General features: G+C 71.6%; 26 protein-coding genes, 1 tRNA gene and 1 riboswitch. Of the genes, 12 read left to right on the forward strand and 15 right to left on the reverse strand.

What is annotated here, in order from left to right; translation table 11 throughout:
* Positions 1 to 17: 17 nt before the first annotated feature.
* Positions 18 to 902, reverse strand: coding sequence for an LLM class flavin-dependent oxidoreductase (locus AB0J86_RS01945; protein ID WP_363850958.1), 885 nt, complete (start codon positions 900 to 902; stop codon positions 18 to 20).
* Between the two features lie 303 nt (positions 903 to 1,205).
* Here AB0J86_RS01945 and AB0J86_RS01950 point away from each other — a divergent pair, with 303 nt between their 5' ends.
* The 6 genes from AB0J86_RS01950 to AB0J86_RS01975 all read left to right on the forward strand — a co-directional run bounded on the left by AB0J86_RS01950 (position 1,206) and on the right by AB0J86_RS01975 (position 5,328).
* Positions 1,206 to 2,147, forward strand: coding sequence for an SDR family NAD(P)-dependent oxidoreductase (locus AB0J86_RS01950; protein WP_363850961.1), 942 nt, complete (start codon positions 1,206 to 1,208; stop codon positions 2,145 to 2,147).
* Between the two features lie 48 nt (positions 2,148 to 2,195).
* Complete coding sequence (locus AB0J86_RS01955) at positions 2,196 to 3,170, forward strand: aldo/keto reductase (RefSeq protein WP_363850963.1); 975 nt, start codon at positions 2,196 to 2,198, stop codon at positions 3,168 to 3,170.
* 149 nt (positions 3,171 to 3,319) lie between these two features.
* Entirely contained in the window at positions 3,320 to 3,763 is a 444-nt protein-coding gene (locus AB0J86_RS01960; protein ID WP_363850966.1) for a GNAT family N-acetyltransferase, read from the forward strand.
* A gap of 71 nt (positions 3,764 to 3,834) precedes the next feature.
* A complete protein-coding gene (locus AB0J86_RS01965; protein WP_363850969.1) occupies positions 3,835 to 4,362 on the forward strand; it encodes a GNAT family protein in 528 nt (175 codons plus the stop codon).
* 156 nt (positions 4,363 to 4,518) lie between these two features.
* Entirely contained in the window at positions 4,519 to 4,818 is a 300-nt protein-coding gene (locus AB0J86_RS01970) for a muconolactone Delta-isomerase family protein (protein ID WP_363850972.1), read from the forward strand.
* 120 nt (positions 4,819 to 4,938) lie between these two features.
* Complete coding sequence (locus tag AB0J86_RS01975; RefSeq protein ID WP_363850975.1) at positions 4,939 to 5,328, forward strand: SgcJ/EcaC family oxidoreductase; 390 nt, start codon at positions 4,939 to 4,941, stop codon at positions 5,326 to 5,328.
* Between the two features lie 9 nt (positions 5,329 to 5,337).
* Here the strand turns inward: AB0J86_RS01975 and AB0J86_RS01980 are convergent, their stop codons facing one another.
* The 4 genes from AB0J86_RS01980 to AB0J86_RS01995 all read right to left on the reverse strand — a co-directional run bounded on the left by AB0J86_RS01980 (position 5,338) and on the right by AB0J86_RS01995 (position 8,307).
* On the reverse strand, positions 5,338 to 6,471 hold the full coding sequence (locus AB0J86_RS01980; RefSeq protein ID WP_363850978.1) for a hypothetical protein: 1,134 nt from the start codon (positions 6,469 to 6,471) through the stop codon (positions 5,338 to 5,340).
* A gap of 152 nt (positions 6,472 to 6,623) precedes the next feature.
* Positions 6,624 to 6,908 carry a hypothetical protein gene (locus AB0J86_RS01985; RefSeq protein ID WP_363850980.1) on the reverse strand — a complete coding sequence of 95 codons (285 nt, stop codon included), beginning with the start codon at positions 6,906 to 6,908 and terminating at the stop codon, positions 6,624 to 6,626.
* A 112-nt stretch (positions 6,909 to 7,020) separates the two neighbouring features.
* Entirely contained in the window at positions 7,021 to 7,692 is a 672-nt protein-coding gene (locus AB0J86_RS01990; protein WP_363850983.1) for a hypothetical protein, read from the reverse strand.
* Positions 7,693 to 7,785: 93 nt separating this feature from the next.
* On the reverse strand, positions 7,786 to 8,307 hold the full coding sequence (locus tag AB0J86_RS01995) for a GNAT family protein (RefSeq protein ID WP_363851611.1): 522 nt from the start codon (positions 8,305 to 8,307) through the stop codon (positions 7,786 to 7,788).
* A 399-nt stretch (positions 8,308 to 8,706) separates the two neighbouring features.
* Between AB0J86_RS01995 and AB0J86_RS02000 the strand changes: the two genes are divergently transcribed.
* Positions 8,707 to 9,078: a hypothetical protein gene (locus tag AB0J86_RS02000; RefSeq protein ID WP_363850986.1), complete on the forward strand. Its 372-nt coding sequence runs from the start codon at positions 8,707 to 8,709 to the stop codon at positions 9,076 to 9,078.
* A 1,010-nt stretch (positions 9,079 to 10,088) separates the two neighbouring features.
* On the opposite strand, the gene AB0J86_RS02005 is transcribed toward AB0J86_RS02000, so the two are convergent.
* Positions 10,089 to 10,481 (reverse strand): hypothetical protein, encoded by a 393-nt coding sequence (locus AB0J86_RS02005; RefSeq protein WP_363850988.1) that lies wholly within the window; start codon positions 10,479 to 10,481, stop codon positions 10,089 to 10,091.
* Between the two features lie 102 nt (positions 10,482 to 10,583).
* Positions 10,584 to 10,657: transfer RNA gene (locus AB0J86_RS02010), tRNA-Gly, on the reverse strand.
* Positions 10,658 to 10,853: 196 nt separating this feature from the next.
* Between AB0J86_RS02010 and AB0J86_RS02015 the strand changes: the two genes are divergently transcribed.
* Positions 10,854 to 11,894, forward strand: coding sequence for a zinc metalloprotease (locus AB0J86_RS02015; protein ID WP_363850990.1), 1,041 nt, complete (start codon positions 10,854 to 10,856; stop codon positions 11,892 to 11,894).
* A gap of 6 nt (positions 11,895 to 11,900) precedes the next feature.
* On the opposite strand, the gene AB0J86_RS02020 is transcribed toward AB0J86_RS02015, so the two are convergent.
* Positions 11,901 to 12,515, reverse strand: coding sequence for a pyridoxamine 5'-phosphate oxidase family protein (locus AB0J86_RS02020; RefSeq protein ID WP_363850992.1), 615 nt, complete (start codon positions 12,513 to 12,515; stop codon positions 11,901 to 11,903).
* Between the two features lie 112 nt (positions 12,516 to 12,627).
* Here AB0J86_RS02020 and dcd point away from each other — a divergent pair, with 112 nt between their 5' ends.
* Positions 12,628 to 13,206: a dCTP deaminase gene (dcd, locus tag AB0J86_RS02025; protein WP_363850995.1), complete on the forward strand. Its 579-nt coding sequence runs from the start codon at positions 12,628 to 12,630 to the stop codon at positions 13,204 to 13,206.
* Positions 13,207 to 13,328: 122 nt separating this feature from the next.
* On the opposite strand, the gene AB0J86_RS02030 is transcribed toward dcd, so the two are convergent.
* A complete protein-coding gene (locus AB0J86_RS02030) occupies positions 13,329 to 14,222 on the reverse strand; it encodes an NlpC/P60 family protein (protein ID WP_363850998.1) in 894 nt (297 codons plus the stop codon).
* Between the two features lie 151 nt (positions 14,223 to 14,373).
* A riboswitch (cyclic di-AMP (ydaO/yuaA leader) is annotated at positions 14,374 to 14,513 on the reverse strand.
* A gap of 231 nt (positions 14,514 to 14,744) precedes the next feature.
* Here AB0J86_RS02030 and AB0J86_RS02035 point away from each other — a divergent pair.
* Positions 14,745 to 16,721 (forward strand): peptidoglycan recognition family protein, encoded by a 1,977-nt coding sequence (locus AB0J86_RS02035; RefSeq protein WP_363851001.1) that lies wholly within the window; start codon positions 14,745 to 14,747, stop codon positions 16,719 to 16,721.
* A gap of 203 nt (positions 16,722 to 16,924) precedes the next feature.
* Here the strand turns inward: AB0J86_RS02035 and AB0J86_RS02040 are convergent, their stop codons facing one another.
* Both AB0J86_RS02040 and AB0J86_RS02045 read right to left on the reverse strand, forming a co-directional pair.
* Entirely contained in the window at positions 16,925 to 17,962 is a 1,038-nt protein-coding gene (locus AB0J86_RS02040) for a hemolysin family protein (protein ID WP_363851004.1), read from the reverse strand.
* 54 nt (positions 17,963 to 18,016) lie between these two features.
* Positions 18,017 to 19,333 carry a hemolysin family protein gene (locus tag AB0J86_RS02045; protein ID WP_363851614.1) on the reverse strand — a complete coding sequence of 439 codons (1,317 nt, stop codon included), beginning with the start codon at positions 19,331 to 19,333 and terminating at the stop codon, positions 18,017 to 18,019.
* Between the two features lie 227 nt (positions 19,334 to 19,560).
* On the opposite strand from AB0J86_RS02045, the gene AB0J86_RS02050 reads away from it, so the two are divergent.
* Complete coding sequence (locus AB0J86_RS02050; protein WP_363851007.1) at positions 19,561 to 20,223, forward strand: DedA family protein; 663 nt, start codon at positions 19,561 to 19,563, stop codon at positions 20,221 to 20,223.
* A 187-nt stretch (positions 20,224 to 20,410) separates the two neighbouring features.
* Here the strand turns inward: AB0J86_RS02050 and AB0J86_RS02055 are convergent, their stop codons facing one another.
* From AB0J86_RS02055 to AB0J86_RS02070, 4 genes are all read right to left on the reverse strand, one after another.
* Positions 20,411 to 21,055, reverse strand: coding sequence for a response regulator transcription factor (locus tag AB0J86_RS02055; protein ID WP_363851010.1), 645 nt, complete (start codon positions 21,053 to 21,055; stop codon positions 20,411 to 20,413).
* Positions 21,046 to 22,269, reverse strand: a complete 1,224-nt coding sequence (locus AB0J86_RS02060; protein ID WP_363851013.1) for a sensor histidine kinase — start codon at positions 22,267 to 22,269, stop codon at positions 21,046 to 21,048. The genes AB0J86_RS02055 and AB0J86_RS02060 overlap by 10 nt, the downstream gene beginning before the upstream one ends.
* Positions 22,270 to 22,368: 99 nt before the next feature.
* The gene (locus tag AB0J86_RS02065; RefSeq protein ID WP_363851016.1) at positions 22,369 to 24,582 is read right to left on the reverse strand and encodes a (Fe-S)-binding protein; all 2,214 of its coding nucleotides are present in this window, start codon (positions 24,580 to 24,582) and stop codon (positions 22,369 to 22,371) included.
* Between the two features lie 241 nt (positions 24,583 to 24,823).
* Entirely contained in the window at positions 24,824 to 25,087 is a 264-nt protein-coding gene (locus AB0J86_RS02070; RefSeq protein ID WP_363851019.1) for a cell division protein CrgA, read from the reverse strand.
* Positions 25,088 to 25,363: 276 nt separating this feature from the next.
* Here AB0J86_RS02070 and AB0J86_RS02075 point away from each other — a divergent pair, with 276 nt between their 5' ends.
* Positions 25,364 to 26,170 (forward strand): DUF881 domain-containing protein, encoded by an 807-nt coding sequence (locus AB0J86_RS02075; protein ID WP_363851022.1) that lies wholly within the window; start codon positions 25,364 to 25,366, stop codon positions 26,168 to 26,170.
* The last annotated feature ends 494 nt before the right edge of the window (positions 26,171 to 26,664 follow it).

The following is a 26,664-nucleotide window of genomic DNA, read 5'->3' on the forward strand; positions in this document are numbered from 1 at the left end:
TCTGCCGGCGTTGAAAGTCAGGCGGATTGCCGCAACTGGGGCAGGACCTCGGTCGCCACCCGTTCGAGTACGGCCTCGTCCCCGGCGTACCAGCTGGACCGGCGCGGCCAGTGCGTGATCACGTCGGTAAAGCCCAGCTCGGCCGCCCGGCCGACCGCCTCGGTGAAGTACCCGACGCTGGAGAGCGAGAAGAGCGGCGCCGCGTCGAGGGAGAGGTACCGGTCCAGCGTGGCCGGGTCACGGCCGGTCGCCGCGAGCACCTTGTCGAGCCGACCGCTCAGCTCGGCCACCGAACGCCACCATCCGTCCAGGTCGTCGGCGTCGGCCCCGGTGGTCACCCAGCCCTGGCCGTACCGGGCCGCCAGCCGCATCGAGCGAGGCCCGTTGGCGGCGACCACGAACGGCACCCGGGGGCGCTGCACACAGCCGGGGTTGCTCCGCGCGTCGACCGCCGCGTAGTACTCGCCGCGCCAGGTGACGCCGTCCGAGCGCAGCACCAGGTCCAGCAGCTCGGTGAACTCGCCGTACCGGTCGACGCGGCGGCGGGGCGGCAGCGTCTGGCCGCCGAGGACCTCGGCGTCGAACCCGATGCCGCCGGCCCCGAGGCCGAGCAGCAGCCGGCCGCCGGAGACGTCGTCGAGGGCGGTGACCTGGCGGGCGAAGTGCACTGGGTGCCGGAAGTTCGGCGAGGCGACCAGGGTGCCGAGCCGGATCCGCGAGGTCACCGTCGCCGCGGCGGTCAGCGTCGGTACGGCGTCGAACCAGGGGCCGTCGACGAGGTCCCGCCAGCCGATGTGGTCGTACGTCCAGGCGTGGTCGAAGCCCCAGCGCTCCGCCTGCCGCCAGCGGTGCTCCGCCTCGGACCAGCGCTGGTCAGGAAGGATGACGATGCCGACGCGCATGATCGGCAGCCTACGCGGTGCCGGACGGCGGCACGCCGGCCGGACGGTGCCAGGACGGTGCGCGGTGCCAGGACGGTGCGCGGTGCCGCGCCGCGCCGCAGGCCGGCGGCCGGACCGGAGGGTTGCCTCCAGATGGACTTGATGCGGGAGGGAGGCGCGGACTAGTCTCGGAGGCGTAGCGGAGAACCCTCTCCGGATATCCGATGCCACGCCCGGGAGCCCGGTCATCGGTACCCTGACCAGGGCCGGCCGGGTGGGCCCCGCCGTGGGCCGGCGAATCGCGCCGGCGGAAACGGGAGCACCGTGAGCGACAGCCGTATCAGCACACCCTTCGGGGCCGAATCCACGGCGGACGAGGTCATCGCCGGCGTCGACCTGGCCGGCCGGCGCGCGATCGTCACCGGCGGCGCCTCCGGCATCGGCGTGGCGACCGCCCGCGCGCTGGCCCGCGCCGGCGCCGAGGTCACCCTGGCGGTACGGGACGTCGAGGCGGGCCGGCGCACCGCCGCGGAGATCACCGCCGGTACCGGCAACCGCAGGCTCCTGGTCGCTCCGCTCGACCTCGCCGACCGGGCGTCGGTCGCGGACTTCGTCGGCGGCTGGCACGGACCGCTGCACATCCTCGTCAACAACGCCGGCGTCATGGCCCCGCCGCTGCGGCGTACCGCCGACGGCTGGGAACTGCAGTTCGCCACCAACCACCTCGGCCACTTCGCGCTCGCCACCGGCCTACACGGCGCGCTCGCCGCGGCCGGCGACGCCCGGATCGTCTCGGTCAGCTCGGTGGGGCACACGGTCGCCGGCGTCGACTTCGACGACATCAACTTCGAGCGGCGCCCGTACGAGCCGTTCGTGGCGTACGGGCAGTCCAAGACGGCCAACGTGCTCTTCGCGGTCGAGGCGAGCCGGCGCTGGGCCGCCGACGGGATCACCGCGAACGCGCTGAACCCGGGCCGCATCATGAGCACCGGGCTCACCCGTCACCTCGACCAGGAGGTGGCTCTCGCCTCGGCCCGCTCGACCAGCGCCGGGGTGTCGGAGAAGAGCCCGGAGCAGGGCGCCGCGACCTCCGTACTGCTCGCCGCGTCACCGCTGGTCGCCGGGGTCGGTGGCCGGTACTTCGAGGACTGCGAGGAGGCGGAGCCGCACCGGCCCGGCGTACGGCGGGGCGTCGCCGCGTACGCGTTGGACCCGGAGGCAGCCGTGCGGCTCTGGGACGTTTCCACCACAATGATCAACAGCTAGACCGCCCTGGACGACAGGTAATCCCCTCAGCGACTGGAGTCCGAATCCATGCAGTACGTCAAGCTCGGCAACACCGGACTCGACATCTCCCCCCTCTGCCTCGGCTGCATGACCTACGGCGAGCCGAACCGCGGCAACCACCCCTGGTCGCTGCCGGAAGAGGAGAGCCGCCCGCTGATCAAGCAGGCGATCGAGGCCGGCGTCAACTTCTTCGACACCGCGAACGTCTACTCGGCCGGGTCCAGCGAGGAGATCGTCGGGCGGGCCCTCAGGGACTTCGCCAACCGCGACGAGATCGTCCTCGCCACCAAGGTCCACGGGGTCATGCGTCCCGGCCCCAACGGGGGCGGGCTCTCCCGCAAGGCGATCTTCGCGGAGATCGACGCCAGCCTCACCCGGCTCGGCACCGACTACGTCGACCTCTACCAGATCCACCGCTTCGACCCGACCGTGCCGCTGGAGGAGACGCTGGAGGCGCTGCACGACGTGGTGAAGTTGGGCAAGGCCCGGTACATCGGCGCCTCGTCCATGTGGGCCTGGCAGTTCAGCAAGGCCCTGCACCTGCAGCGCCTGCACGGCTGGACCCGCTTCGTCACCATGCAGAACCACTACAACCTGCTCAACCGGGAGGAAGAGCGGGAGATGCTGCCGCTCTGCGCCGACGAGCAGGTCGCGTCCATCCCGTGGAGCCCGCTCGCGCGCGGCCGCCTCACCCGGGACTGGGACGAGGTGACCGAGCGGTCGGAGACCGACGAGTTCGGCCGCAAGCTCTACGGCCAGCAGGAGAGCGACCGGGCGATCGTCCAGGCGGTCGCCTCGGTGGCCGCCGCCCGCGGCGTCTCGCGGGCCCAGATCGCGCTCGCCTGGGTCTCCCGCAATCCCGTCGTCTCCGCCCCGATCTTCGGCGCGCGCACGCCGGAGCACCTCACCGACGCGCTGGCCTCGCTCGACATCGAGCTGACCGACGACGAGGTGAAGCAGTTGGAATCCCCGTACACCCCACACGCGGTGGCCGGTTTCTGAGCCGACCGCGCCCAGCCGTACCCGGAGACCACACCCCGCTGCCGCCGTCACCGCTGGTGACGGCGGCAGCCGCGCCTCCCGGGCGGCGCGCGGGCCGACGCGTCCGGTCGCGCCACGAGCGCGGCCCTCCGGTCGCTATGGTTGCGATCATGACCGTCGAGATCCAGGCCGTCCGGGTCGCCACCGACGAGGTGGTACGCGGACTCGCCCGCCTCATCCCGCAGCTGTCCCGGTCCGCCCCGCCGCTCGACCTGACGGCGCTGGTCAGGCTGGTGGAGCGGGAGGGGAACACCCTCCTGATCGCCCGGTCGGAGGGTGAGATCGTCGGCGCGCTGACGTTGGTGGTGTTCCCCATCCCGACCGGGACCCGGGCCCGGATCGAGGACGTCGTCGTCGACGAGTCCGCCCGCGGTCGCGGCGTCGGGGCGGCGCTGACCCGGGAGGCCGTCACGCTGGCCACGGCCGCCGGCGCCCGTACCGTCGATCTCACCTCGCGGCCGTCCCGGGAGGCGGCGAACCGGCTGTACGAACGGCTCGGCTTCCAACCGCGCGACTCCCGGGTCTACCGGCTGGTCGTGGCGGAGGCGCCGTAGCGCGCTCGCGCGGCATCGGTACCGTTGCCCCGGACCGGTGTTCCGCGGCTGGCGCGAACGGGGGCGGCGACGTGAGTGAGATCGAAATTCGACTACGGCCCGTGGTCGAGGAGGACCTGGCCATGTTCCGCCGGTTCGCGACGGAACCGGGGCTCATCGGCCTGGACTGGACCGGCTTCCGGGACGCCCAGGGTCCGGCGCGGCGGTTCGCCACCGACGGCTACCTCGGTACGGAGCACAGCCGCCTCATGGTCGAGGTGGAGCGGGAACGGGTCGCGGCCGGGTTCGTGGACTGGTCGTTGCGGGACTTCGGCGGTCCGACCAAGCACTGGGAGATCGGCATCGTGCTGCTGCCGGAGTGGCGGGGGCGCGGGATCGGCTGGCGCGCCCAGGCGATGCTCTGCGACTACCTGTTCACGCACACGCCGTTGCAGCGCATCCAGGCCGGCACCCATCCGGAGAACATCGCGGAGCAGAAGTCCCTGGTGAAGGCCGGGTTCCAGCTGGAGGGCGTGGTACGCGCCTGCGAGTTCCGCGACGGTCGCTGGTGCGACGGATACTTCTACAGCCGGCTGCGGGACGATCCCTCGCCGCTGTGATTCCCGGCGCCGCCACCCGCGCCCCCGCGCCGTGATTCCCGGCGCCGCCATCCTGCGCCCCCGCTGACGGGACGAGGGTCACCGGGTCGGTGGGGTGGCGGGGCCGCGCCGAACATATCCTCCGACCAAGGAAGAATTACCTGGTCAGGAGTTTTCATGGAGTTCTTTGTCGAGATGGTGACCACCGTGCCCGCGGGAACCAGCGAGGAGGAGGTCGACGAGATCCGGGCGCGCGAGGCAGCCAACTCGGCGCGGCTCGCCGAACAGGGACACCTGCTCCGGCTGTGGCGGCCGCCGCTGGGGCCGGGCGAGTGGCGCACCTGGGGCCTGTTCCGCGCCGACGACGCCGAGCAGCTCGAACGGGTGCTGGAGACGATGCCGCTACGCGTCTGGCGCCGCGACACCGTGACCCCGCTCTCGCCGCACCCGAACGACCCCGCGCTCAGGAACTCGTAGCCACCCGCTGGTACGGGTGACCGTCATCGCGGCCGCCGCGCCGCGCCGTGGACCCAGAATCGAGATCGCCACCCGGCACGACGGCGCGTCCGGAGAGCCGGCATCGACAGGAGAACCGACATGACCAATGCCCCGACCGACGAACAGACCGCGCTGCGCGGCGCCCTCGACCGATGGAAGGCGGCCGTCGACGCGCACGACCCGCAGGGGGTCGCCGCGGTCTTCACCGCGGACGCCATCTTCCAGGGGCTCCACCCGTACAGCGTGGGGCGCGCCGGCGTCGCCGCGTACTACGACTCGCAGCCGCGCGGCATGACCGCCGCCTACACCATCCGGGAGACCCGGCGGCTCGCGCCGGACCTGGTCCTCGGGTACCTGACCGTCGACTTCGCCTTCACCGACCGGCCGACGATCGCCGTCTACCTCGGGGTGATCGTGCGCCGCGTCGGCGACGCCTGGCTCGTCGACCACTATCAGGTCTCACGGCTCGACCCGCCGGCCGCAGGATGACCCCTCGCGCTACTCGGCGTTGAGGGCGCGTAACGCGCCTTCGGCGAGGACGTGACCCGCCTTCACGGCAGCGGTGAGACCAGCGGCATCGAGCCAGCCCGGGTCGAGGGAGTCCTCCCAGGCGACGATGTCGGCCGCGATCGCGAGCGCCCGATCGTCCCGGCCGTCCACGAGCGCGCCGGCCAGCAGCAGGTACGCGCCCGGCCGGGTGCCGTCGAACTCCCGCGCCATGGCCTGCACCCGGTCCCCGATCCGCCGGCCGTACCGGGGATACGACCCCGCGAGGCACGCCAGCACGAACCTCACCCCGGGCGGCTCGGTCTCCCAGCGGTCCAGCAGCGCCGGGAGTTGCTCGCCGACGGTGTGGTGCACCGCCTCGGTCCAGCCCGCCGGTTCGGGCCGGCGGCCCTGAACCAGCGCGGCGTCGGCGTCGGCGAGCAGGCCGTCCGCCCATCGAGCGGACGCGATGAGCAACCACACGTACAGGTCGAGTCGCTGCCTGGCGGGCAGCGCCCCGGAGACGATCATGCGGGTGAGGAAGGGCAGCGCCGGCGCGGTGGCCGAGTAGCAGTCGCCCTGGTGCAGCAGGTCGTCGCCGAACAGCTCGTCGAGGACCTCGTCCCAGTCGTTCCCGAAGGGATCCGCCAGCGTCCGCAGCAGTTCGGGGACGTCCTCGGCCGAGCCGTGGGCGTGCTCCAGCTCGGCCCACGGGATGTCGTCCAGCCCGGAGAGGTCGATGGGCCGGTCCTCGGCGTCGTCGGGAGCCAGCGGCAGCGGCGCCGGGGGCGGCGGAGCGACGACGGTGACGGAGGGAACCGGCGGACGCGCGCCAGGGTTGGTGGCGACGATCGGGGCGTCCGGCCGACGGAGCACGCGCAGCTGGCTGACATCGCACCGGGTACCCCCGCCGCCGTAGCCGTCGTGCTGCCGCGCGATGGCGGCGGCGGCGCGGGCGACCGCCTCGATCTGGCGGTGGCCCACGGCGTCGACGGGATACGGTCCCTCGTCGAGCGCGGTCACGCGCCAGCCGTCGCCGTCCGACGGCCAGGCCGTGACCAGGGCAAACCCGTACCCCGCCAGGGCCCGCGCCAGTTCCCGGGCGCGCGCCTCGTCGGGCACCACGAACTCGTGCGTACCCGCCATCGCGGACCAACCCGCCACGTCACCGGTCCCCTCTGCGTCGTTCCGATTCCCGAACCACCTGCGTCACGCGCGTGCGTCGTCGCGCGTGCGTCGTCGCGCGTGCGTCGTCGCGCGTGCGAACCCTCTCCGTCGCGGGGCACGAATCACTCGTCTCACTCGTCGCCGCGAGGTACGGAGACGAAGCCCTCCGTCCACAGGTCCTCGTCCAGCTCGTACCTGTTGATCATGAAGCAGTCCGGCTCCTCGCGGAAGCCCGGCAGGAGGCGAGCCTCGCGGATGCGCTCCTCCGCGCGCCGCTCGCTGGAGTAGACACCGAGGATTTTGAGGTCGTCGCCGTCCTCCTCGTCCCAGACCAGCTCGCCGTGTTCGCGGTGGGCCGTCTGGCTCCCATCGAGGTTGCGAGCGTGCCGGATGTGCCAGAGCGCGAAGACGTCCACGGGCGCGACGGTAACCCTCCGGCTCCGCCGCCCGGCCTCGGGTCGGCAGTGGCGGACCGGCCGGGCTCGGTCCGGCAGCGGCAGACCGGCCGGGACCTGGTCGCAGGCGTGGTCACGAGTCCTCGACGAGCAGACAGCCTTGGCGGCCGTCGGCGGAGAGGAAGGCGGACGCCACCGGCGCGGCGCCGAGGTTGAGATAAAACGGCGTCCAGTTCGTCGCCAGCCGCAGCAGGGGCCGCCACGGCCCACCCGCGGGCCAGTCATCCTCGTGCAGCAGGGCCGTACCGCCGATCTTGTCGTGGTCGAGCGCCTGGAAATAGCGTTCCCGCTCGTCGGGCGGTAGCGCGAGGTACTCCGCGGAGGACATCGGCTCGGGATCCTCGTCGCGTACCAGGTCGACCGTGTACTCCGCGGGTGATCCGTCCTGGTGGTAGAGCGTCGGGCCACTGGCCAGCGGGGCGACTGGCCGGGCGAAGGCGCCGGGCTGGACGATCACGCCGTTCTCGCCGCCCGCCGGCAAGGTGACGTCCGGGTCGAACTCCTCGACATCGCGCCCGTGGTCGCCGTGGCTGACGAAGACGTACGCGAGCCGTCCGGGGCCGTCGCCGACAAGCTCCGGCTCCAGCGCGATCTGGCACAGGAAGCGCATCGGCGTACCCCAGGCCGCGCTGAGCGGCCACTGCGGCTGGCCGAGCCAGGTGGGCTGGCCGCCGAACTTGGTGACCAGCCCGGTCACGGGCGCCTCGGCCCGGCGGTAGTTCTCGATCCGCCATACGGCAACCACGGCGTGGACCGTAGCAAACCTTGCGATTGGGTGACGGCGGCCGTCGGTGGCCCGCTCTGCCTTGAGGCCCTTGAGAGCGCTCGGTTCCGTCGGTTACCGGGAAGGCTTGACGACCTGGAACATGAGGTGGTCCTGCCACCGGCCGGCGATGTTGAGGTACTCCGGCGCCAGACCGAACCGTACGAATCCGTTGCGTTCCAGCACCCGCTGCGAGCTGGCATTGTGCAGCAGGGTCTCTGCCTGCACCCGGTGCAGGCCCAACTCGTCGAAGGCTACCCGTACGATCTCGCGCACCGCCCTGGTCGCGAACCCTCGGCCGTTGTGACTGGCGCTCACCCAGTAGCCCAGGGAGCACGACTGGAAGGGACCACGCACTATCCCGCTGAGCGTGATGCGGCCGATCACACAACCGGAGTCGTCGAGAATGACGTGGGGCAGCTTCGATCCCTGCTCATGCTGCTTGAGATCGGCTTCGATGACGGCCTGCTGGCCCTCCGCCGTGAAGTAGTCGTCGCTCCGGAGCGGCTCCCACGGAGCGAGGAACTCACGGTTGACGCGGAACAACTCGGCCAGGACCGGCGCGTCCTCCAGGGTGATAAGTCGCGTGATCTTCACCCACGCATCGTCCCAGGTGGGCACGTCTCCTCTTCCGGCCGGGCTACTGCGGTGACGGGGAAGGTGATCACGCACGGCGGCGCCGTCCAGTGCGGCAGCCCAAGATCGCAGTGTGGCTGCCCACGCGGCGCCCGCCGGCAGCCCCACCAGCCTGCGGCAGGTCGGCAACATGATCCGCGCCCCGTTCCCTCTCGTCCATTTCGAATACCGATGCCGAACCCTTGTCGACATCACGCCGTTACCGCGTCAATCTCCGAGATCGCGCTCGCGTCACCGCCTTGCCGCCGGGTATCCATCCACCAAGATCATATGTATGATCCACGATCAACCTGGCAGCCTGCCAAAATTCCTATCAAAGGATGCACTTTGAAACTCCGACGCCTGCTAACCGCCACCGGCATGTCCCTGGTCGCCGTCGTCACGTCGTTCGCGATGACAACCACCGCCCAGGCGGCCCCCCTGTTCACCATCAAGACCACTGACGACAACCCCGGCGGGACATTGTCCTTCACGGCTTACGGCGATATCGTCACGATCTGCGATGTCCAGGCGGACGGCAAACCGGCTGTGGGTACTGTGTGGACAACCGGCGGCGTCCAGCTCTACACGTTCATGGCCAGCGGAAACGGTACCTGCAACACCAGGCGAGCCTCCGACGGAGGCGTTTTCGACCTCGTCGAGGGCAGAGAATACGGGTTCGAGGTGTGCCTGCAGAACGACAACGGTACGTGGAGTTTCTGCCGGACGAACTGGGCCTTCAACAACAACTAGCGCACCGTACGCGGTACGAATGAGCTCTCCGGCCGGATGAAGATCTGAACGGAGAGCTCATTTCCCGACCCGCCCCCGGGTCACCCAGCGCTCGGACACGGTGGCGAGTCGTAACTTTCAAGCCACGGATTCGGACCGACAACACACGCCGACTACCCGGTGACGGGGCGGTCCGTACGGCAAGCGCAAGACACGTGGGCTCGCCTGGCCTTTACCCGTTAGCGGAAGGCCTGCAGGATTGCTCCGTGTTCACCACGAGGCGGCGACGCGAGCGCGCGGCGCGACGTGCAGCAGTTGGCCTGCTCCACCACGGGTTACTTCGGATTCGTATGTTGGCGGCGCTGAGACAGGACCCGAAGGACCCAACAGCGGACTACATCGAAGAAATCCGCATGATCGCCGACATATGCCACGATCTTCCGGGTAGTCTCGACTCACGACGGTGGCGCACGGACATCCCCCCGTTTCTATACATTTGGCTGACGGCTTCCGCCGAAAAGCGTTCATGGCTACGGAAACAGTGGACGCGAATGGGTTACGATTTCGGCGACCTCGAAAAACGACCCGGGGGCGGCTCGTGGGAGTTGAAAGACGTCTTCCCAAAGCTGAAAACCCGGGACACCGATCAACACGCCTAGCAACGCGCTTATTCTTCGCTAGCGTCAGCAACTCGGCGAGGAACTGTCGAAGCCTTGCGGAGGCGGGAACTAACCTGCGGTGAGTTCAGCTCTCGGCCCGGCCGTGTCAACGGTGTGACCGAGGGATTCCGGCCCGCTTCGGCGAAGGACCTGGTGTGCCTCCTCGCTGAAGACGCTGCTCATGTGCTCGATGAATGGAACGCAAGTCACCGGTCGAGCGACAGCTGAGACCGATCCGCCAAGCATCTGGTGGGACGAGGTACGCCGCTCCCCACTCAACCGCCGCCGCAGGGCTCGGCATGGCCGAGACAGAGTGGGCATCGGTTGCCATCAGGTCTAGGGCGGCCACAAATTCTGCAGCGAAGCCTGGAGTTACACCGGCTTATGGCCCGTGGATGGCCCGACGCCCTCGTGTTCCTCGTCGGCTGGCCGTAGATGCCCCCACTGTGGGTCGTAGCAGACTAGACCGTGCTCGGCAGCCAGTCGGGCCGCCTCGGCCGACAACTCCTTCGACCTCCCGTAGGGGATTGTCAGATAGATCATCGGCCCGGAAACGCTGTCGATCATCGGACCCCAACGCGAAGTCTCGACTCCGGTCAAGTCCGCCCAGCGTTCGGCCAACGCCGTCGCATAGGCGAGGACGCGCGGGGTGGGGGCGACTTCCTCGTCCTCCATGTACTTGTCGCATAGCCGTTCGTAAACGGCGCCGCCCTCAGCTTCGTCAGTGGGCCAGGGGCCCTCCCACACCGCCAGGTCATAACTCATGTCGGCAGTGTGCCGCCCGATACCGGCGTCGCCAACGTCCCGGCTCCCGATCATAACGAAGGCCCAGTGCCAGGAATCGCTTCCTGACCAGGGCCTTTCGGTTGGAGCGGGTGACGGGAATCGAACCCGCACTGTCAGCTTGGGAAGCTGATGTTCTGCCATTGAACTACACCCGCAAGCGGATCCCACTGTACCTGGTCCGTCCCGGACGTGCACCCGGGCATCCCCCTCAACCGAGAAACTCGCCTCCGGAGGCCCGCGCCGCACCGTACGGCCTCGTTTGAAACGTACGCCCCGGACGGTAGCGTTCGTCCTAGATGTCCCGGTGGCGTGCTCACCCCTCCGCGCTGTCCCCGAGCGAAGAGGTGAGGCATGCGAGCGCAGCGCATCGTGGATGCGGTCGGCCGGACCGCTCGGTTGATCGCGGTCGTCGTCCTGTTGCTGACGGCCGCGACGGCGAATCCTCGCCCGGCCTCGGCAGCCGAACCGGGCCTCGGGACGCAGAGGCCCGCCGCGCAGGGACCCGCCGCGCGGGGAACGACGCACGGCAGCGCCGCGCCCGCCGACCACTGTCTCCAGCCGGCCGCCGGCAACGCGAAGGTACGCCCCGGCGGCGCCGGCCGGCACGATCCGAACGAGCTGGCCCCGGGGGAGGCGGCCGAGCGCGATCGGGCGCTCGACGCGGCGTACGCGGAGCGGGTCGGCCCGGGCCCGTACGTGCTTCCGCACCCCGGGGCGTACCGGATCCCGGTCGTCGTGCACGTGATCGCGAAGGACCGTACCCGGCCCGGGGGCAACATCCCGCGGGCGCTGATCGAGGCGCAGATCAAGGTGCTGAACGACGCCTACTCGGGGCGTACCGGCGGGGCGCCGACCCCGTTCCGGTTCGAGCTGCGCCGGATCAACCGGGTCATCCACCCCGCCTGGTACCCGATCGTGGTGGAGAGCCCGGCCGAGCGGCAGATGAAGACGATGCTCCGGAGCGGTGGGCCGGGCACGTTGAATCTCTACACCGGACTGCTCAGCGAGGGACTGCTCGGCTGGGCGACCTTCCCTGAGCGCCGGCTCGACCGGTACGACGGGGTGGTGGTGCTCGCCGAGTCGCTGCCCGGCGGCACGGCCGGCCCGTACGACGAGGGGGATACCGCCACGCACGAGGTCGGGCACTGGCTGAATCTCTACCACACGTTCCAGGGCGGTTGTGCGGGCGCGGGCGACGCGGTCGCCGACACTCCCGCGGAGGAGGGGCCGGCGTTCGGCTGCCCGACCGGGCGGGACTCGTGCGCGCAGGATCCGGGCGCCGACCCGATCCACAACTTCATGGACTACACGACCGACGCCTGCATGCACGAGTTCACGCCCGGCCAGGTACGACGGATGGCGCGGGCCTGGCGGGCGTACCGCGACCGCTGAGCCGGGCTACGGAGCCGGCACGGGCGCGCTGAGGGGTACCGCCGTGTTGAGCGGTATCGGCGTGTTCAGGGGCACCACGGCGAGCCGGCGGGGTCGGCGTGATCGGCGGGGCGCCACGACGCCGCTCACCGGCGGCGCGGCGGCCGCCGCCGGATCGAGCCAGACCTGGACGTCGGGGCGGCCGGTGCGGGTGTCGCCGAACGGGTCGGCGCCGCCCCGCCCGTAGCGGGTCAGCATGGCGACGTCGACGCTGAACTCGAAGATGCGCCAGTCGACGTGCGGCGCGGCCCGCAGGCTGCTGGCGAGTTCGTCGATGCGGGCCTGGTCGGTGACCGGGCGGGCCCGGCCGGCGAGGTAGGCCTCGTCGTCGCTCTCCTCGGGCGGGAACGAGTGCAGCGCGTAGCGTCCGTCGCGTTCCAGGTCGCGGCGTTTGGGCGAGTCGACGATGAAGCAGAAGAGGCCGTCGTCGGTGATCACCGGGGAGACGGGGTGCACCCGGGGACCCCCGTCGGCGCGTACGGTCGCCAGATAGCCGTAACCCGGCCCGTACTGCTGCATGAGGAGACGGATCGCCTCGGCGAGCCGGGGCTCGTCGGCGGCAAACTCGGACCAGGAAGCCATGCGATCATTCTATCGAACATACGTTCGAGATCGTAAGTGCGACGCGCCGATCGCCCAGATCTCGGGCAAACCCCCGTGAGCAGCGCTCAAGCACCCCGCTAGGGTGGTCGGCATGCTGCTCTCCGACCGCGACCTGGTCAGCGAGATCAAGTCGGGTGCGCTCGCGCTGGAGCCGTTCGAACCGTCGCTCGTACAGCCGTCGAGCATCGACGTGCGGCTGGACCGGCTGTTCCGGGTCTTCAACAACCACCTCTACACGCACATCGACCCGTCGGCCCAGCAGGACGATCTCACCTCGGTGGTCGAGGTGCCCGACGGCGAGCCGTTCGTGCTGCACCCGGGCGAGTTCGTCCTCGCCTCGACGCTCGAAGTGATCACGCTCGGCGACCAGCTCGCGGGCCGGCTGGAGGGCAAGTCGAGCCTGGGCCGGCTCGGCCTGCTGACCCACTCGACCGCCGGCTTCATCGATCCGGGCTTCTCCGGGCACGTGACGCTGGAGTTGTCGAACGTGGCGAACCTGCCGATCACCCTCTGGCCCGGCATGAAGATCGGCCAGCTCTGCATCTTCCGGCTCTCCTCGCCGGCGGAGCACCCGTACGGCTCGGCCGTCTACGGCTCGCGCTACCAGGGACAGCGCGGCCCGACGCCGAGCCGATCCTGGCAGCACTGGCGGACCTGGCCCACCCGCTGACCCTCCCGCGCCGCCAGGGCCGTCCGCGCCGGCGGTGCGCCCGCAGCCGGGAGGACAAAACCGAACGGCCCCTCGACCACGGATTCCGTGGCGGAGGGGCCGTCAGTGTGACGGTCGAGCGGTCAGTCCGGTCGGCCGTACCCGACGATGCTGCCGTCGTCGATCTTCTTCATCCGGACGTGGTCCCCGGTGTGCGGCGCGTGCACCACGAACCCGCCGCCGACGTACATGCCGACGTGTGCGAGCCCGTTGTAGAAGACCAGGTCGCCGGGCTGCAGTTGCGAGCGGCTGACGTGCCGCATGGTGTTGTACTGCCGGGCCGCGTTGTGCGGCAGGCTGACCCCGACCTTCGCCCAGGCCGCGAGCATCAGGCCGGAGCAGTCGTACGTGTCGGGCCCGTCGGCGCCCCAGACGTAGCGCTTGCCGATCTGCGCGCAGGCGAACTTGGCGACGGTGAGCTGCTTGCCGCCGGTGTACTCGGTGGGGCAGAGGCCCAGCCGGAAGTTGCCGTCGCCGTTGCCGCCGACCTTGACCCGCAGCGCCTGCAGCCGGTCGACCTCGGCGTTGATCTGCTTCTTCTTCACCGCGAGCTCGGCGTCGGTCTTGGCGAGCTGGGCGATCAGCGCGTCCAGCGGCGCCTTCTTCGCGGCCAGCTGGTCCCGCAGGTCCATCGCGGCCTGCACGTCGTTGCGCTGCTCCTTGGCGAAGTGGGCGAGCAGTTCCAGCTGGTCGGTGAGCTGGGTCGGCGAGCCACTGCTGAGGATCGCGTTCACCGCGGAGGTGGTGTTACCCATGTAGGTGCGGGCGGCGAACTGGCCGACCTTGCCCATCGCGAGGTCCACCTGCAACTGCAGGGGCTGGAGCTGCTTGGCGAGGCCGTCGGCCTGCTTCTGCTTGGCGACCAGGTCCTCGTGCGTGGCGTTGTACTGCTCGATCACCGGCTCCAGCTTGTTCCAGGCCGTGTCGATCTGCTTCTCGATCTCGGTCACCGAGGGCTCGGCGACGGCGGGCGTCACGCCCGTGAGCAGGACGGCGATGCTGGCAGCTGCGGCGAGAGCAGCGGTGATGAGAGGCCGGCGCGGGCGCGGCGCGGCGATTCGGTGACCGGCGGAGGCCGGCTGGTCGAATCGCGGCCGCGGGGCGGTATGTGCCACCGGGGTCCGTACTCCTTCTTCCCCTGGCCGCCTACCGAGTTAGCTGACGGGTTCGGGCGGGAAGAGTTGCGCCCTACCGCAGGTTCGCGGATTCACCCCGATGTGGTCCTGGGTCCCCGGTTCGTGCTCGTGACGATTCGGCGGGTCGGGCCGGCCGCCCGGTTGGGCGAACTACCGACGGCTCGACGGTCACCAAGGTTAGGGAGAAGCTTTCTCGGAAAGCAAGCCGGCGCGGGGGGCAATTCGTTAGGTATATGCGCCGGTCGCGGAGGGTGCCGCTTCGCGAAGCTTTTTTTCGGCTTTGTTGCAGTCTTTGGCAGCTATTGACCAGGCCCGAGATGTCGGGTCAGGGTGAGGCGTAGGTCGATTCCCCATGGAGGTCCCATGCACCCTCCGAACGTCCCCCTCGGCAGGCGAATCCTGCTCAGTACCGCCCTCGTCGGCGCCGCGACGCTCGCGCCGACCCTACCCGTCCAGGCCGCGGCCACCCCGGTGGACAGCCGGCAACAGCTGTACGCCGCCGCGGCCGCCGAGTACGGCGTGCCCGAGGCCGTCCTGCTCGGCGTCTCCTATCTGGAGTCCCGCTGGGACGGCAACGCCGGCACCCCCAGCACCAGCGGCGGCTACGGTCCCATGCACCTCACCGACGCCCGCCACGTCGCCGGCCTGCCCGGCGGGGGCCACTACGACGCGGGCGAGGACCCGCGCGGCGACTCCGCCCGCCCGGCGCTCGCCGTCCAGCACCCCGAGGCCGACGCGCCGCCCGCCGCGGCGCTGCAGACCCTCGACAGCGCGGCCCGGTTGACCGGTACCGCGGCGGAGGCGCTGCGAAGCGACCCGGCCGCCAACATCCGCGGCGGCGCGGCGCTGCTCTCGTCGTACCAGCGGGCCCTGGCCGGACCGACCGGGAACGCGAGCGACCCCGCGGCCTGGTACGGCGCGGTGGCCCGGTACTCCGGCAGCGACAGCGCGGACGCGGCGGCGGCCTTCGCGGACGAGGTCTTCACCACCATCCGCGACGGCGCCAGCCGGACCACCGACGACGGACACCGGATCACGCTCGCCGCGCACCCCGGCCTGAACCCGGCCCGGTCCTGGCTGGACAAGCTCGGCCTGCGCGAGCTGGCCCGCCCGGACGGGCTGGAGTGCCCGCCCGAGCTGCCGTGCGAGTGGATCCCGGCGCCGTACGAGCAGTTCGGCGACGGCGACTACGGCAACCACGACCTCTCCGACCGGCCGGGCCGGCAGAAGATCGAGTACATCGTCATCCACGACACCGAGGGCAGCTACGCCGGCACCATCAACATGGTGCAGGACCCCACGTACGTGAGCTGGAACTACACGCTGCGCTCGGTGGACGGTCACATCGCCCAGCACGTCAAGGCCAAGGACGTGGCGTGGCACGCCGGCAACTGGTACGTCAACGCCAAGTCGGTCGGCCTCGAACACGAGGGCTTCGCCGCGCAGGGCACCTGGTACACCGAGGCGATGTACCGCAGCTCGGCGAAGCTGGTGCGGTACCTGGCGCTGCGGCTGGGCATCCCGCTGGACCGCCAGCACATCATCGGCCACGACAACGTCCCCGGCATCCTGCCCGGCAACGTCGGCGGCATGCACTGGGACCCGGGCCCGTACTGGGACTGGTCGCACTACTTCGACCTGCTCAAGGCCCCGTTCCGGACCCTCGGTACGCCCCGCACCGGGCTGGTCACCATCGATCCGGACTTCGCCACGAACCGGCCCGCCTTCACCGGCTGCGACACCGCCGGCGTACCGTGCCCGTCGCGCGGCTCCTCCTCGGTGATCCTGCACAGCGCGCCGAGCGCCGACGCCCCGCTCGTCAATGACCTGGGGCTGCGGCCGGACGGCACGCCGGACACCATGCACATCTCCGACCACGGGGCCCGCGCCTCGGCCGGCCAGACGTACGCGGTCGCCGACCGCCGGGGCGACTGGACCGCCATCTGGTACCTCGGTCAGAAGGCCTGGTTCCACAACCCGCCGTCGGCGCCGGCCGCGAAGTGGTCCACCGGCCTGGTGGTCACCCCGAAGCCGGGCCGGGCCACCATCCCCGTGTACGGCAGGGCGTACCCGGAGCAGGCCGCCTACCCGGCGGGCGTGCCGTACCAGGCGATCACCCCGTTGCAGTACACGCTCGCCGCCGGCCAGCGGTACGCCGTCGGCGCGGTGCTGCCGAGCGAGTACTACCGCGCGGTCACCTTCGACGGCTCCTCGCCCGGTGACTGGACCGTGATCCGCGGCGACACCACGTACGTCCAGATCCAGTTCGGACACCGGATCATGTTCGTGAACCTGGCCGACGTGCAGATCCTGCCGTCCCCGGTCGGCGCGCCGCGCTAGCCCGGGACGCCCCCGGACGGGGACGTTCGAACGACGGCGGCCCCCTGTCCCTCGCTTCCCTTGAGGGACAGGGGGCCGAGTTCGCGGACGCGTGTCGAGGCCGGTGGCCGGCGACGTCGACGCGTTCGTAAGCGCGGTCGGTGCAGAGATTAGGTAACCGGGGCGATTCGAGCAAGGCGGGACAGGTCGCGACAGCGCCCGATTCACATCTGGGCAGGTTGCGTACCGGCGGCGTCCGCGTCCCGGCCGACCACCGCGGTCAGCACGTCGTCGAGGGTCACCACCCCGAGCGGCGAACGCCCGTCGCTGACGAGCATCATGTGCCGCCGCTCCCGCCGCATCGCCAACAGCAGGTCCGCCAGGCTGCGCTCCGGCGCCACCACCGCCAGCGGCCGGACCACCTCCGGCGGTACGGGCGCCCGGCGGCTCGCCCCCTCGTACCCAAGGACGTCCTTGACGTGTACGAAGCCGAGCACCCGGCGGGTCGACCGCTGGACCACCGGGAAGCGCGAGCGCCCGGTGCGCGTGGCGAGCACCTCCAGCGACGCCGGTGAGACATCCTCGGCCACGGTGGTCACCGTGGACCACGGCCGCAGGGCGTCCGCCGCGGTACGGCTGTGCAGCGCCAGCGCGGCGGTGATCCGCGCGTGCTCCTCCGAGCCGAGCAGCCCCTCGGTACGGGCCTGGGAGACCAGTCCGGCCAGCTCCTCCGCCGTGAAGACGGTCTTGACCGCGTCCGTGGCCTCGATCCGCCACAGCCGCAGCACCTGGCGCGACGCCCACTTCATCGCCACCAGCAGCGGCTTCGTCGCGTTGCAGAAGGCCAGCATCGCCGGGCCGAGCACCAGCGCGGAGGGCTCCGGCCCGGCCAGCGTGATGTTCTTCGGCACCATCTCGCCGACCACGGTGTGCAGGAAGACAACCACACCGAGGGCCAGGACGAAGGCGGTCGGGTGCACCGCCCGCTCCGGCAGGCCCAGCGTGTGGAACGGATGCTCCAGCAGGTGCGCCAGGGCCGGCTCGGCGATGGCGCCCAGCCCCAGCGAGCAGATGGTGATGCCGAGCTGCGCGCCGGCGATCATCAGCGGGATCTGGTTCATCGCCGACAGCGCCCACCGGGCCCGCTTCGAGGTCGCGGCGAGCGGCTCGATGACGGTACGCCGGGAGGCGATCAGCGCGAACTCGCTGCCCACGAAGAAGGCGTTGCCGAGCAGCAGGACGACGGTGACGACCAGGCTCACGCCACACCCGCCGGTGTCACGGGGTCCTGGCCGGCGCCCGGTGTCGGGGCGGGGTCAGTCGTGGTCGCCATGGGACTCCTCCGGCCGCAGTACCCGCACCTGCTCGATCCGGTGCCGTTCGACCTCGACCACGGTGAACTCGTACCCCTGTTCCTCGACCGTCTCGCCGGCGACCGGGATGTGCCCGAGCCGGGCCAGCAGGAACCCGGCCAGCGTCTCGTACGGCCCCTCGGGCAGGCGGAAGCCCGTCTGCTCGGCCAGTTCGTCCTCGCGCAGCACGCCCTCGACCAGGACGGTCCGTTCGCCGCCCGGCACGGTCAGCTCGACCCGGCCGCTGTCGGCCACCACGTCCGGGTCGAACTCGTCGGCGATCTCGCCGACCAGCTCCTCCACCAGGTCCTCGACCGTGACCACGCCGTCGGTGCCGCCGTACTCGTCGACGACGATCGCGAGGTCCGCGTCGGCCGAGCGCAGCGCCGCCAGCACCCCGTCGAGGTCGAGGCTCTCCGGTACGTAGACCGGCTCCCGCGCCACGGCGGCGACCCTGGTGGCGGCGCGCCGGGCCGGCGGTACGCCCAGCGCGTCCGGCACCCCGGCCACCCCGGTGACCAGGTCGAGCGTCTCCTCGTACACGGGGAACCGGGTCCGGCCGGTCTGCCGGGCCAGTTCCAGCAGCTCCGACACGGTCGCGGTGGCCCGCAGCGCGACCACGTCGACGCGCGGGGTCATCGCCTCCGCGGCCCGCTTGTCGCCGAAGCGGATCGTGCGCTGCAGCAGCATCGCGGTGTCGCTGGGCAGCGCGCCGGCCCGCGCCGAGATCGCGGCGAGCAGTCCCAGCTCCTCGGGCGAACGGGCGCTGGCCAGTTCCTCCTGCGGCTCCACGCCGAGCCGCCGGACCAGCCAGTTCGCCGAGTTGTTCAGGCCCCGGATCAGCCAGCCGAACGCGGTCGAGAAGCCGCGCATCGGCGCCGCCGTGGCCAACGCGGCGGGCATCGGCCGCGCCAGCGCCCCGTTCTTGGGCACCAGCTCGCCGAAGAGCATCGACAGCAGGGTCGCCAGTGCGAGCGCCAGTAGCGACGTCACCGTCTCGGTGTGCGTACCGGCCAGCGGCCGGATCAGCGGGCCGAAGAGCTTGGCCAGGGCCGGCTCGGCGAGATAGCCGGTGAGCAGGGCGGTGATGGTGATGCCGAGCTGCGCCCCGGAGAGCTGGAAGGAGAGTTCGCGCAGCGCCTGCCGTACGGTCCGGGCGCGCCGGTCGCCGCCGGCCGCCCGCTGGTCGATCTCGGCGCGGTCCACCGTGACGAGGGCGAACTCGGCCGCCACGAAGAAGGCGTTGCCGGCGGTCAGCAGCGCGAAGCCGACCAGGGGCAGGAGTGTCGTCAGTACCAGGCTATCGATGATCGGCTCACCTCGGTGCAGATTGTTCCATGCCAGAGCCGGCAACCGCAGGGCCCGGGTCTCGCCCGTCGTCACCGCGCCGTCGCGGCGGGATGGAGGCGGGCGTGGTTTTCCGCAACGGCACCGGTGGGGTAGCCGGGCGGTGGAATCGAGGGACATCCCCAGGGTTCATCCAGCTTGCAGTGATTAGCGTCAGAGCAATGACCGAACTTGCGCACCCGCTCGCCGGCCCGCCCGAACCCACCGGCATCGCCGGCTGGGCCACCGGACTGATGGAGACCCTCGGCGCGCCGGGCGCCGGGCTGGCCGTCGCGCTGGAGAACCTCTTCCCGCCCCTGCCCAGCGAGGTCATCCTGCCGCTCGCCGGCTTCGCCGCCAGCCAGGGCGACATCCACCTCGGCGCGGCGATCTTCTGGACCACGCTCGGCTCCACGGTCGGCGCGGTCGCGCTCTACTACGTCGGCGCCCTGCTCGGGCGGGACCGCACCCGGGCCATCGCGGCGCGGTTGCCGCTGGTGAAGGTCGCCGACGTGGACCGTACCGAGGCGTGGTTCGCACGACACGGCACCAAGGCGGTCTTCTTCGGGCGGATGATCCCGATCTTCCGGAGCCTCATCTCGGTACCGGCCGGGATCGAGCGGATGCCGATAGCGACCTTCCTCGGCCTCACCGCCCTCGGCAGTCTGATCTGGAACACCGTCTTCGTGCTCGCCGGCTATCTGCTCGGCGAGAACTGGTGGCGGGTCGAGGCGTACGTCGGGATCCTCCAGAACGTCGTGATCGCGGCGGTGGTGCTCGGCGTCGGGTACTTCGTCGTCTCCCGCGTGCTCCGCGCCCGCAGCCGGGGCCGGCGCGGCTCCTGAACGCCGCGCCCGGGGCCCTGCCGTCCGCAATCCCGGACGGCAGGGGCCCGACGGCGGAGGCGCTGGCGGCAGGGACCCGTCTGCGGGGGCCCGGCGGCGGAGGCGCTGGCGGCCAGGAGCGGCTCGGCGGCCAGGGCCGGTCGACCGGAGGCCGCCGAGGGCAGGCCGTGGTCACAAGGGCGGGCTGTCAGGAGCCGAGATAGCGCAGGACCGCCAGCACCCGGCGGCTGTAGCCGCTCACCCGGGACAGGTCCAGCTTGTCGAAGATGGCGTTGACGTGCTTCTCCACCCCGCTCTGCGAGATGTGGAGCTGGCTCGCGATGGTGGCGTTGGTGTGCCCCTGTGCCATGTGGTCCAGCACCGCCCGCTCCCGCTCGGTCAGCCGGCTCAGCGGGTCGGCGTGGCTGGTGCGCGCGAGCAGCTGGCGTACCACCTCGGGATCGAAGGCGGTCCCGCCGTCACTGACCCGCCGCAACGCGTCCAGGAACTCCTCCACCTGTACGACCCGGTCCTTGAGCAGGTACCCGACCCCCTCGGTACGCGTGCTGAGCAGCTCGACGGCGTACCGCTTCTCCACGTACTGGGAGAGGACCAGCACCCCGACGGCGGGCCAGCCGCGGCGGATCTCCAGCGCGGCGCGCAGCCCCTCGTCGGTGTGCGTGGGTGGCATCCGTACGTCCGCCACCACCACGTCCGGCTGTTCCGCCGCGACCGCCGCGACCAGCGCGTCCCCGTCGCCGACCGCCGCCACCACCTCGTGGCCCTCGTCCGCGAGCAGCCGGACCAGCCCCTCCCGCAGCAGGGTCGAGTCCTCGGCCAGGATCACGCGCACGGCAGCTCCGCGGTCAGCGTCGTCGGTCCGCCGGGCGGGCTGACCACCCGGAACTCCCCGTCCAGGGCGGCCACCCGCCGGGCCAGTCCGGCCAGCCCGCTGCCGGCCGGGTCGGCCCCGCCGATGCCGTCGTCGCGCACCGAGACGACGAGGAGACCGTCGCGGGCGCCGACCTCGACGGTGACCTGGCTGGCCCGGGCGTGCTTGGCCGCGTTCGTCACCGCCTCCGAGACGACGAAGTAGGCGGCCGTCTCGACCGCGCCCGGCGGGCGGTCCGGCAGGCGGCAGTCGAGGCGTACCGGCAGCCCGGCGTGCTCGGCCACCCGGGCGAGCGCGTCGCCCAGCCCCAGGTTGTCCAGCGCGGTCGGGTAGACCCGCCAGGCGACCTCGCGCAGTTCGTCGAGGATCTGCCCGGACTGCTCGTGCGCCTGGCGCAGCAGCTCGGCGGCCCTGGCCGGGTCGGCGGTACGGCGGGCCCGCCCGAGCAGCATGCCCATCGCGACCAGCCGCTGCTGCACCCCGTCGTGCAGGTCCCGCTCGATCCGCCGGCGCTCGGCATCCACGGCGGCGACCACGCCGGCCCGGCTGGCGGCCAGCTCGGCGATGCGCCGCCGCAGCAGCTCCCGGTCGCCGGGGCCGAGCAGGCGCCGGGCCAGCCGCCGGTCCAGGCCGCCCCAGCCGGCGAAGCCCTGGATGATCAGAAAGCCGAGCAGCACCGAACCGACGAGTTGCTGGGCGACGTCGGAGAGGGTGCTGCGGCCGGTGCAGAGGTCCCAGGCCCAGACCAGCCCGGAGGTCAGCCCCCAGGCGAAGAGCAGCAGCAGGAATCCGCCGAGCAGCCCGACGAGCCAGCGCAGCGCCAGGTACCGGCGGGCGCGCGGCAGGTCGTACCCGCCGGGAACCTCGGCGCCCAGGAGACCCGCGAGGCGCCGGCGGTGCAGCTCGACCAGCGGGCGGGCGAGCGCGTCGTAGCGCTCCGCCGGCACCGGGTGGCCGGCCGGGCGGTTCCGGCGGCGCAGCGGCAGGAGCAGCCCGTACCCGACGAGGTAGGCGACGTCGAGCGGCACCGTGAGCGCGCCGAGCAGGGCGCCGGCGAGCAGCCGTACGCCCGACCGGGCCGGCCGCGCGACGCGCGCCCGCCACCGGCGCGGCGGGGCCGGGGCGGGCGGCCCGGCCGGCGGCGGTACGGGTGGGGCGGCGGGGAACGGTGGCACGAGCGCGAGGCTACCGCTGCGGTTTTCCGCAGTACGCGAGCTGTGACGCGCCCCAGCCCGCGGCACGGCGGGCTCGGCTGCCCGTCGCGACCGGTCGGCTCAGCTGCCCGTCGCGGCCGGTTCGGGTCGGGTCTGCGGCTCCGGCTTGACCGAGCGGAGCAGCACGGTGGCGACGTCGACGACCTCCACGTCGTCGGCGACGCCCTTGCCGGTGACCCCGTCGGTCAGCATGGTCTTGCAGAACGGGCAGCCGACCGCGATGGTCTTCGCGCCGGTGGCGATCGCCTCCTCGACCCGCTCCACGTTAATCCGCTTGCCGATCCGCTCCTCCATCCACATCCGGGCGCCGCCGGCGCCGCAGCAGAAGGAGCGCTCGCTGTTGCGGGGCATCTCGACCAGCCCGTCGGCGGTGGGCGTGCCCGTACCGGCGACGGCGCTGCCGAGCACCTCGCGCGGCGGGCTGAAGATCCGGTTGTGCCGGCCCAGGTAGCACGGGTCGTGGTAGGTGACCCCGCCGTCGACCGGCTTGACCGGGGTGAGCCGGCCGGTGGCGACCAGGTGGGCCAGCAGCTGCGTGTGGTGCACGACCTCGAACTCGCCGCCGAGCTGGCCGTACTCGTTGGCCAGGGTGTTGAAGCAGTGCGGGCAGGTGGCGACGATCCGGCGCTTGGCCCGCTCCCGGTCGCCGAACGCCTCGTTCAGGGTCTCCACGTTCTGCTGGGCCAGCATCTGGAAGACGAACTCGTTGCCGATGCGTCGGGCGGGGTCGCCCGTGCAGGTCTCGCCCTCACCGAGGATCGCGAAGTTGACCTCGGCCTGATGCAGCAGGGTCGCGACGGCCTGCGTGGTCTTCTTGGCCCGGTCCTCGAAGGCACCCGCGCAGCCGACCCAGAGCAGGTACTCGAAGTCGTCCACCTCGCCGACCCGCGGTACCTCGAAGTCCAGGCCCTTGGTCCAGTCCTCGCGGGTGTTCTGCGGAGCGCCCCACGGGTTGCCCTTGTTCTCCAGGTTGCGCAGCATCACGCCCGCCTCGGACGGGAAGCTGGACTCGATCATCACCTGGTAGCGGCGCATGTCGACGATGTGGTCGACGTGCTCGATGTCGACCGGGCACTGCTCGACGCAGGCGCCGCAGGTGGTGCAGGACCAGAGCACGTCCGGGTCGATCACGCCGCCCTCCGCGGCGCCGCCGATCAACGGGCGGTCCGCCTCGGCCAGGGCGAGTACGTCCATGTGCGCGAGTTGGGCGGCGGTGGCCTTCTCCTCGCCGGTGAGGTCCTTGCCGCCGCCGGCCAGCAGGTAGGGCGCCTTCGCGTACGCGTGGTCGCGCAGGCTCAGTACCAGCAGCTTCGGCGAGAGCGGCTTGCCGGTGTTCCAAGCCGGGCACTGCGACTGGCAGCGACCGCACTCGGTGCAGGTGGTGAAGTCGAGCAGCCCCTTCCACGTGAACTGCTCCACCTGACCGACGCCGAACTGGTCGGTCTCCGGGTCGGCCTCCTCGAAGTCCAGGGGCTTGCCGGCGCTCATCATCGGGCGCAGCGCGCCGAGCCCGGAACCGCGCCGGCCGGGGTTGCGCTTGAAGTAGATGTTGAAGAACGCGGCGAAGCGGTGCCAGGCGACGCCCATCGTCACGTTCAGCGCGATGACGATCACCCAGGTCATCGAGATAGCGATCTTGACGAGGGCGACCACGCTGACGCCGGCGTCCCAGTCGGGCAGCACCGCGCCGACCGCGTGGCTGACCGGGGTGGCCCAGGCCGGGAACTCGAAGTGGCCGGTCGCCACCTTGAAGCCGCGGATCAGGAAGCCGCAGACCAGCACGGCCAGCACGACGGCCTCGACGAAGTACCCCTGCCACATGGTCGAGCCGGTGAAGCGCGAGCGCCGTTCCGGGTTGCCGGGGCGGTTGCGCAGCCGGATGGCGATCAGCACCAGGATGCCGGCCAGTCCCAGCACTCCGATGACCTCGGTGACCAGGCCGTAGACCACCCAGCCGCCGATCAGCGGGAGGCCGCCGCCCGGCGTCACCACCTCGAAGTACGCCTCGAGGACCAGCAGCGAGAGGACGACGAAGGCGACCATGACGAACCAGTGGGCCGCCCCGACCACGCTCCACCGGAGCATCCGGGTGTGACCGGCCGTCTCGGCCAGCATGGTCCTGGTGCGGGTGGCCGGGTCGGTGAATCGTTCCGGGTCCGGCTGGCCCAGCCGTACCACCGCAACCATCCGCAGCACGGCGCGTACCGCCAGCCACGCCGCGACGGCGGTGACGGCGGCGGCGAGGACCGTGGTGACGATCTGGACGCTGCCCATGGGTTAGAGCCTCCGGGTCTACTGCGTGGTCGTGCGGCTGGGTGACCGCCGAGGCGGTCGGGGCCGCGCCTTGAGCCGCAGCCTACCCGCTAGGTTACCCATGAGTAACGTGAGGAACCTCGCAAGCCCCGCGCCGGGGGGTGCAGAATGGCCCGCCCAACGACGGGCGGGCCGGCTACGACGTGATCGGTCGGCGCCGCGCTCCGCGCGGCGCCGGGTCAGCGGGAAACCGTGGCGAGGGTCAGCGCCAGCGCGAGAGCAGGATCAGCGACGCCACCATCGCGCCGAACCCGACCGCGAGGTTCCAGTACTGCCAGCTGGCGACCGGGTACTCCGTCTCGGAGAGGTAGTAGACGACCAGCCAGCCGATACCAAAGACGATCAAAGCCACCGCGGTGATCGGCAGCCAGATCGGGCTAGGCTTGCGCGTCGCCGCGGTTGCCACCGGCCGTACGTCGGTCGGCGGGGTGTACACCTTCTTCTTACGTACCTGAGACTTTGGCACGACGCTCTCCTGAGGGGGTGGTGATCCTCGTCCGGCCTGACAACCGGGCACGGGGGCGACGGTCCATGGCCAATAATGTTCGACAGCTAGCGTAGTCGCGAGAGCCCGCTCAGGCCATGAACGGGGGCAAGCGAGTACGGGCGGTAACCGGAGCGGGCCCGTCAACCGAGTGCCCGCACCGGCGGCGACCCCGCCCGGGGTCGCCGGAAATGGTGACCGGCACGGCCTCGCCCGGGGCGGCCGGCACGGCGACTGGTGCGAGAGAGGGCAGACTCGGTGGAGTACACGTCCGGCGCGGCTTCCTGGCGCAAGGTCATTCGCCGGGCCGTCGTGGGGTTGCTACCCCGACGATCATGGCAGCGTCGTCCTGGCTGGTCAATGGCGGTCCCCGTGATCGCCCTGGCGGCCGGGCTGCTCTTCACCACAACCGCCACCAGCGCCGGCGGTACGGCCCTGCGGGAGGACCGCCGGCCGCAGCTGGCCCAGCTCATCAAGGACCGCCGCGACCAGGTGGCGGCCAGCGAGGCACGCGCCGCGGCGCTGCGCGCCAAGGTCGAGAGCCAGACCGAGGCGCTGGCCGGATCGGACGCACCGATCGCGGCGCAGCGTAGTCGCGCGAACGCCAGCCGCCAGGCGGCCGGCCTCACCGCGCTGAGCGGGCCCGGCATCACGGTCGAACTGAACGACGCGCCGCAGCTCGGCGACGGCAGCCTGCCCGACGGGGCCAGCAACGACGACCTCGTGGTGCACCAGGGGGACGTACAGGCCGTCGTCAACGCGCTCTGGGCCGGCGGAGCCGAGGCCATGTCCATCATGAACGTCCGCGTACTCGCCACGAGCGCGGTACGCTGCGTTGGCAACACGCTGCTGCTACACGGGCGGGTCTACTCGCCGCCGTTCAAGATCATAGCAATCGGCGATCCCGCGGCCATGCAGCAGGCACTCGCCGCCTCCGAGGGGGTCCGGTTGTTCAAGGACGCCGTTGATCACTATCAGCTCGGCTACCGGGAAACCGTCTCCGAGGTGACCGTTCCGGCGTACGACGGATCGACCGCCCTGCGCTTCGCGAAGGTTCCCGAGTGAGCTGGCCCCCGGACGAAACGTCCCCCGAGCGCGGGCGCCACCGCGCCGCGCAGGCCGACGACTCGACCGCCCTGATCCCGCGGCTCGTCGAGCCGGAGCACCCCGTACCGCCCGGTGTAGCGCCCGGCCATTCCGTAGCGCCCGGCCAGGCCGTACCGCCGAGCCCGCCGGAGCGTCCGGCGCCCGGCGCGGTACCCCCGACGGCGCCGGACCGGGACCCCGCCGGGTACGGCGGGGAGCGCCCAGCGGTCCCGCCGCCGGCCTGGCCCGGTGCCGCCGCGGCCCGGAGCACGGCCGACCCGTCCACCGCCAGCTTCCCGACGACCGGCTCGCCGGGTTCCGGCCCGGCGCGCGGGACCCGGCCGCCCGCGCCGGGCTACCCCGGCGCCGAGTCGCTCCCGCCCGGCTACCCCAGGGCCGGCGCGCCCGGCTACCCGGGCGGCGGCCCGCCCGGCGAGCCCGGAGCCGGCGCGCCCGGGTATCACGAGGCTGGC

The sequence above is a fragment of the Micromonospora sp. NPDC049559 genome (genome assembly GCF_040676675.1).
GTDB lineage: Bacteria > Actinomycetota > Actinomycetes > Mycobacteriales > Micromonosporaceae > JBFAPK01.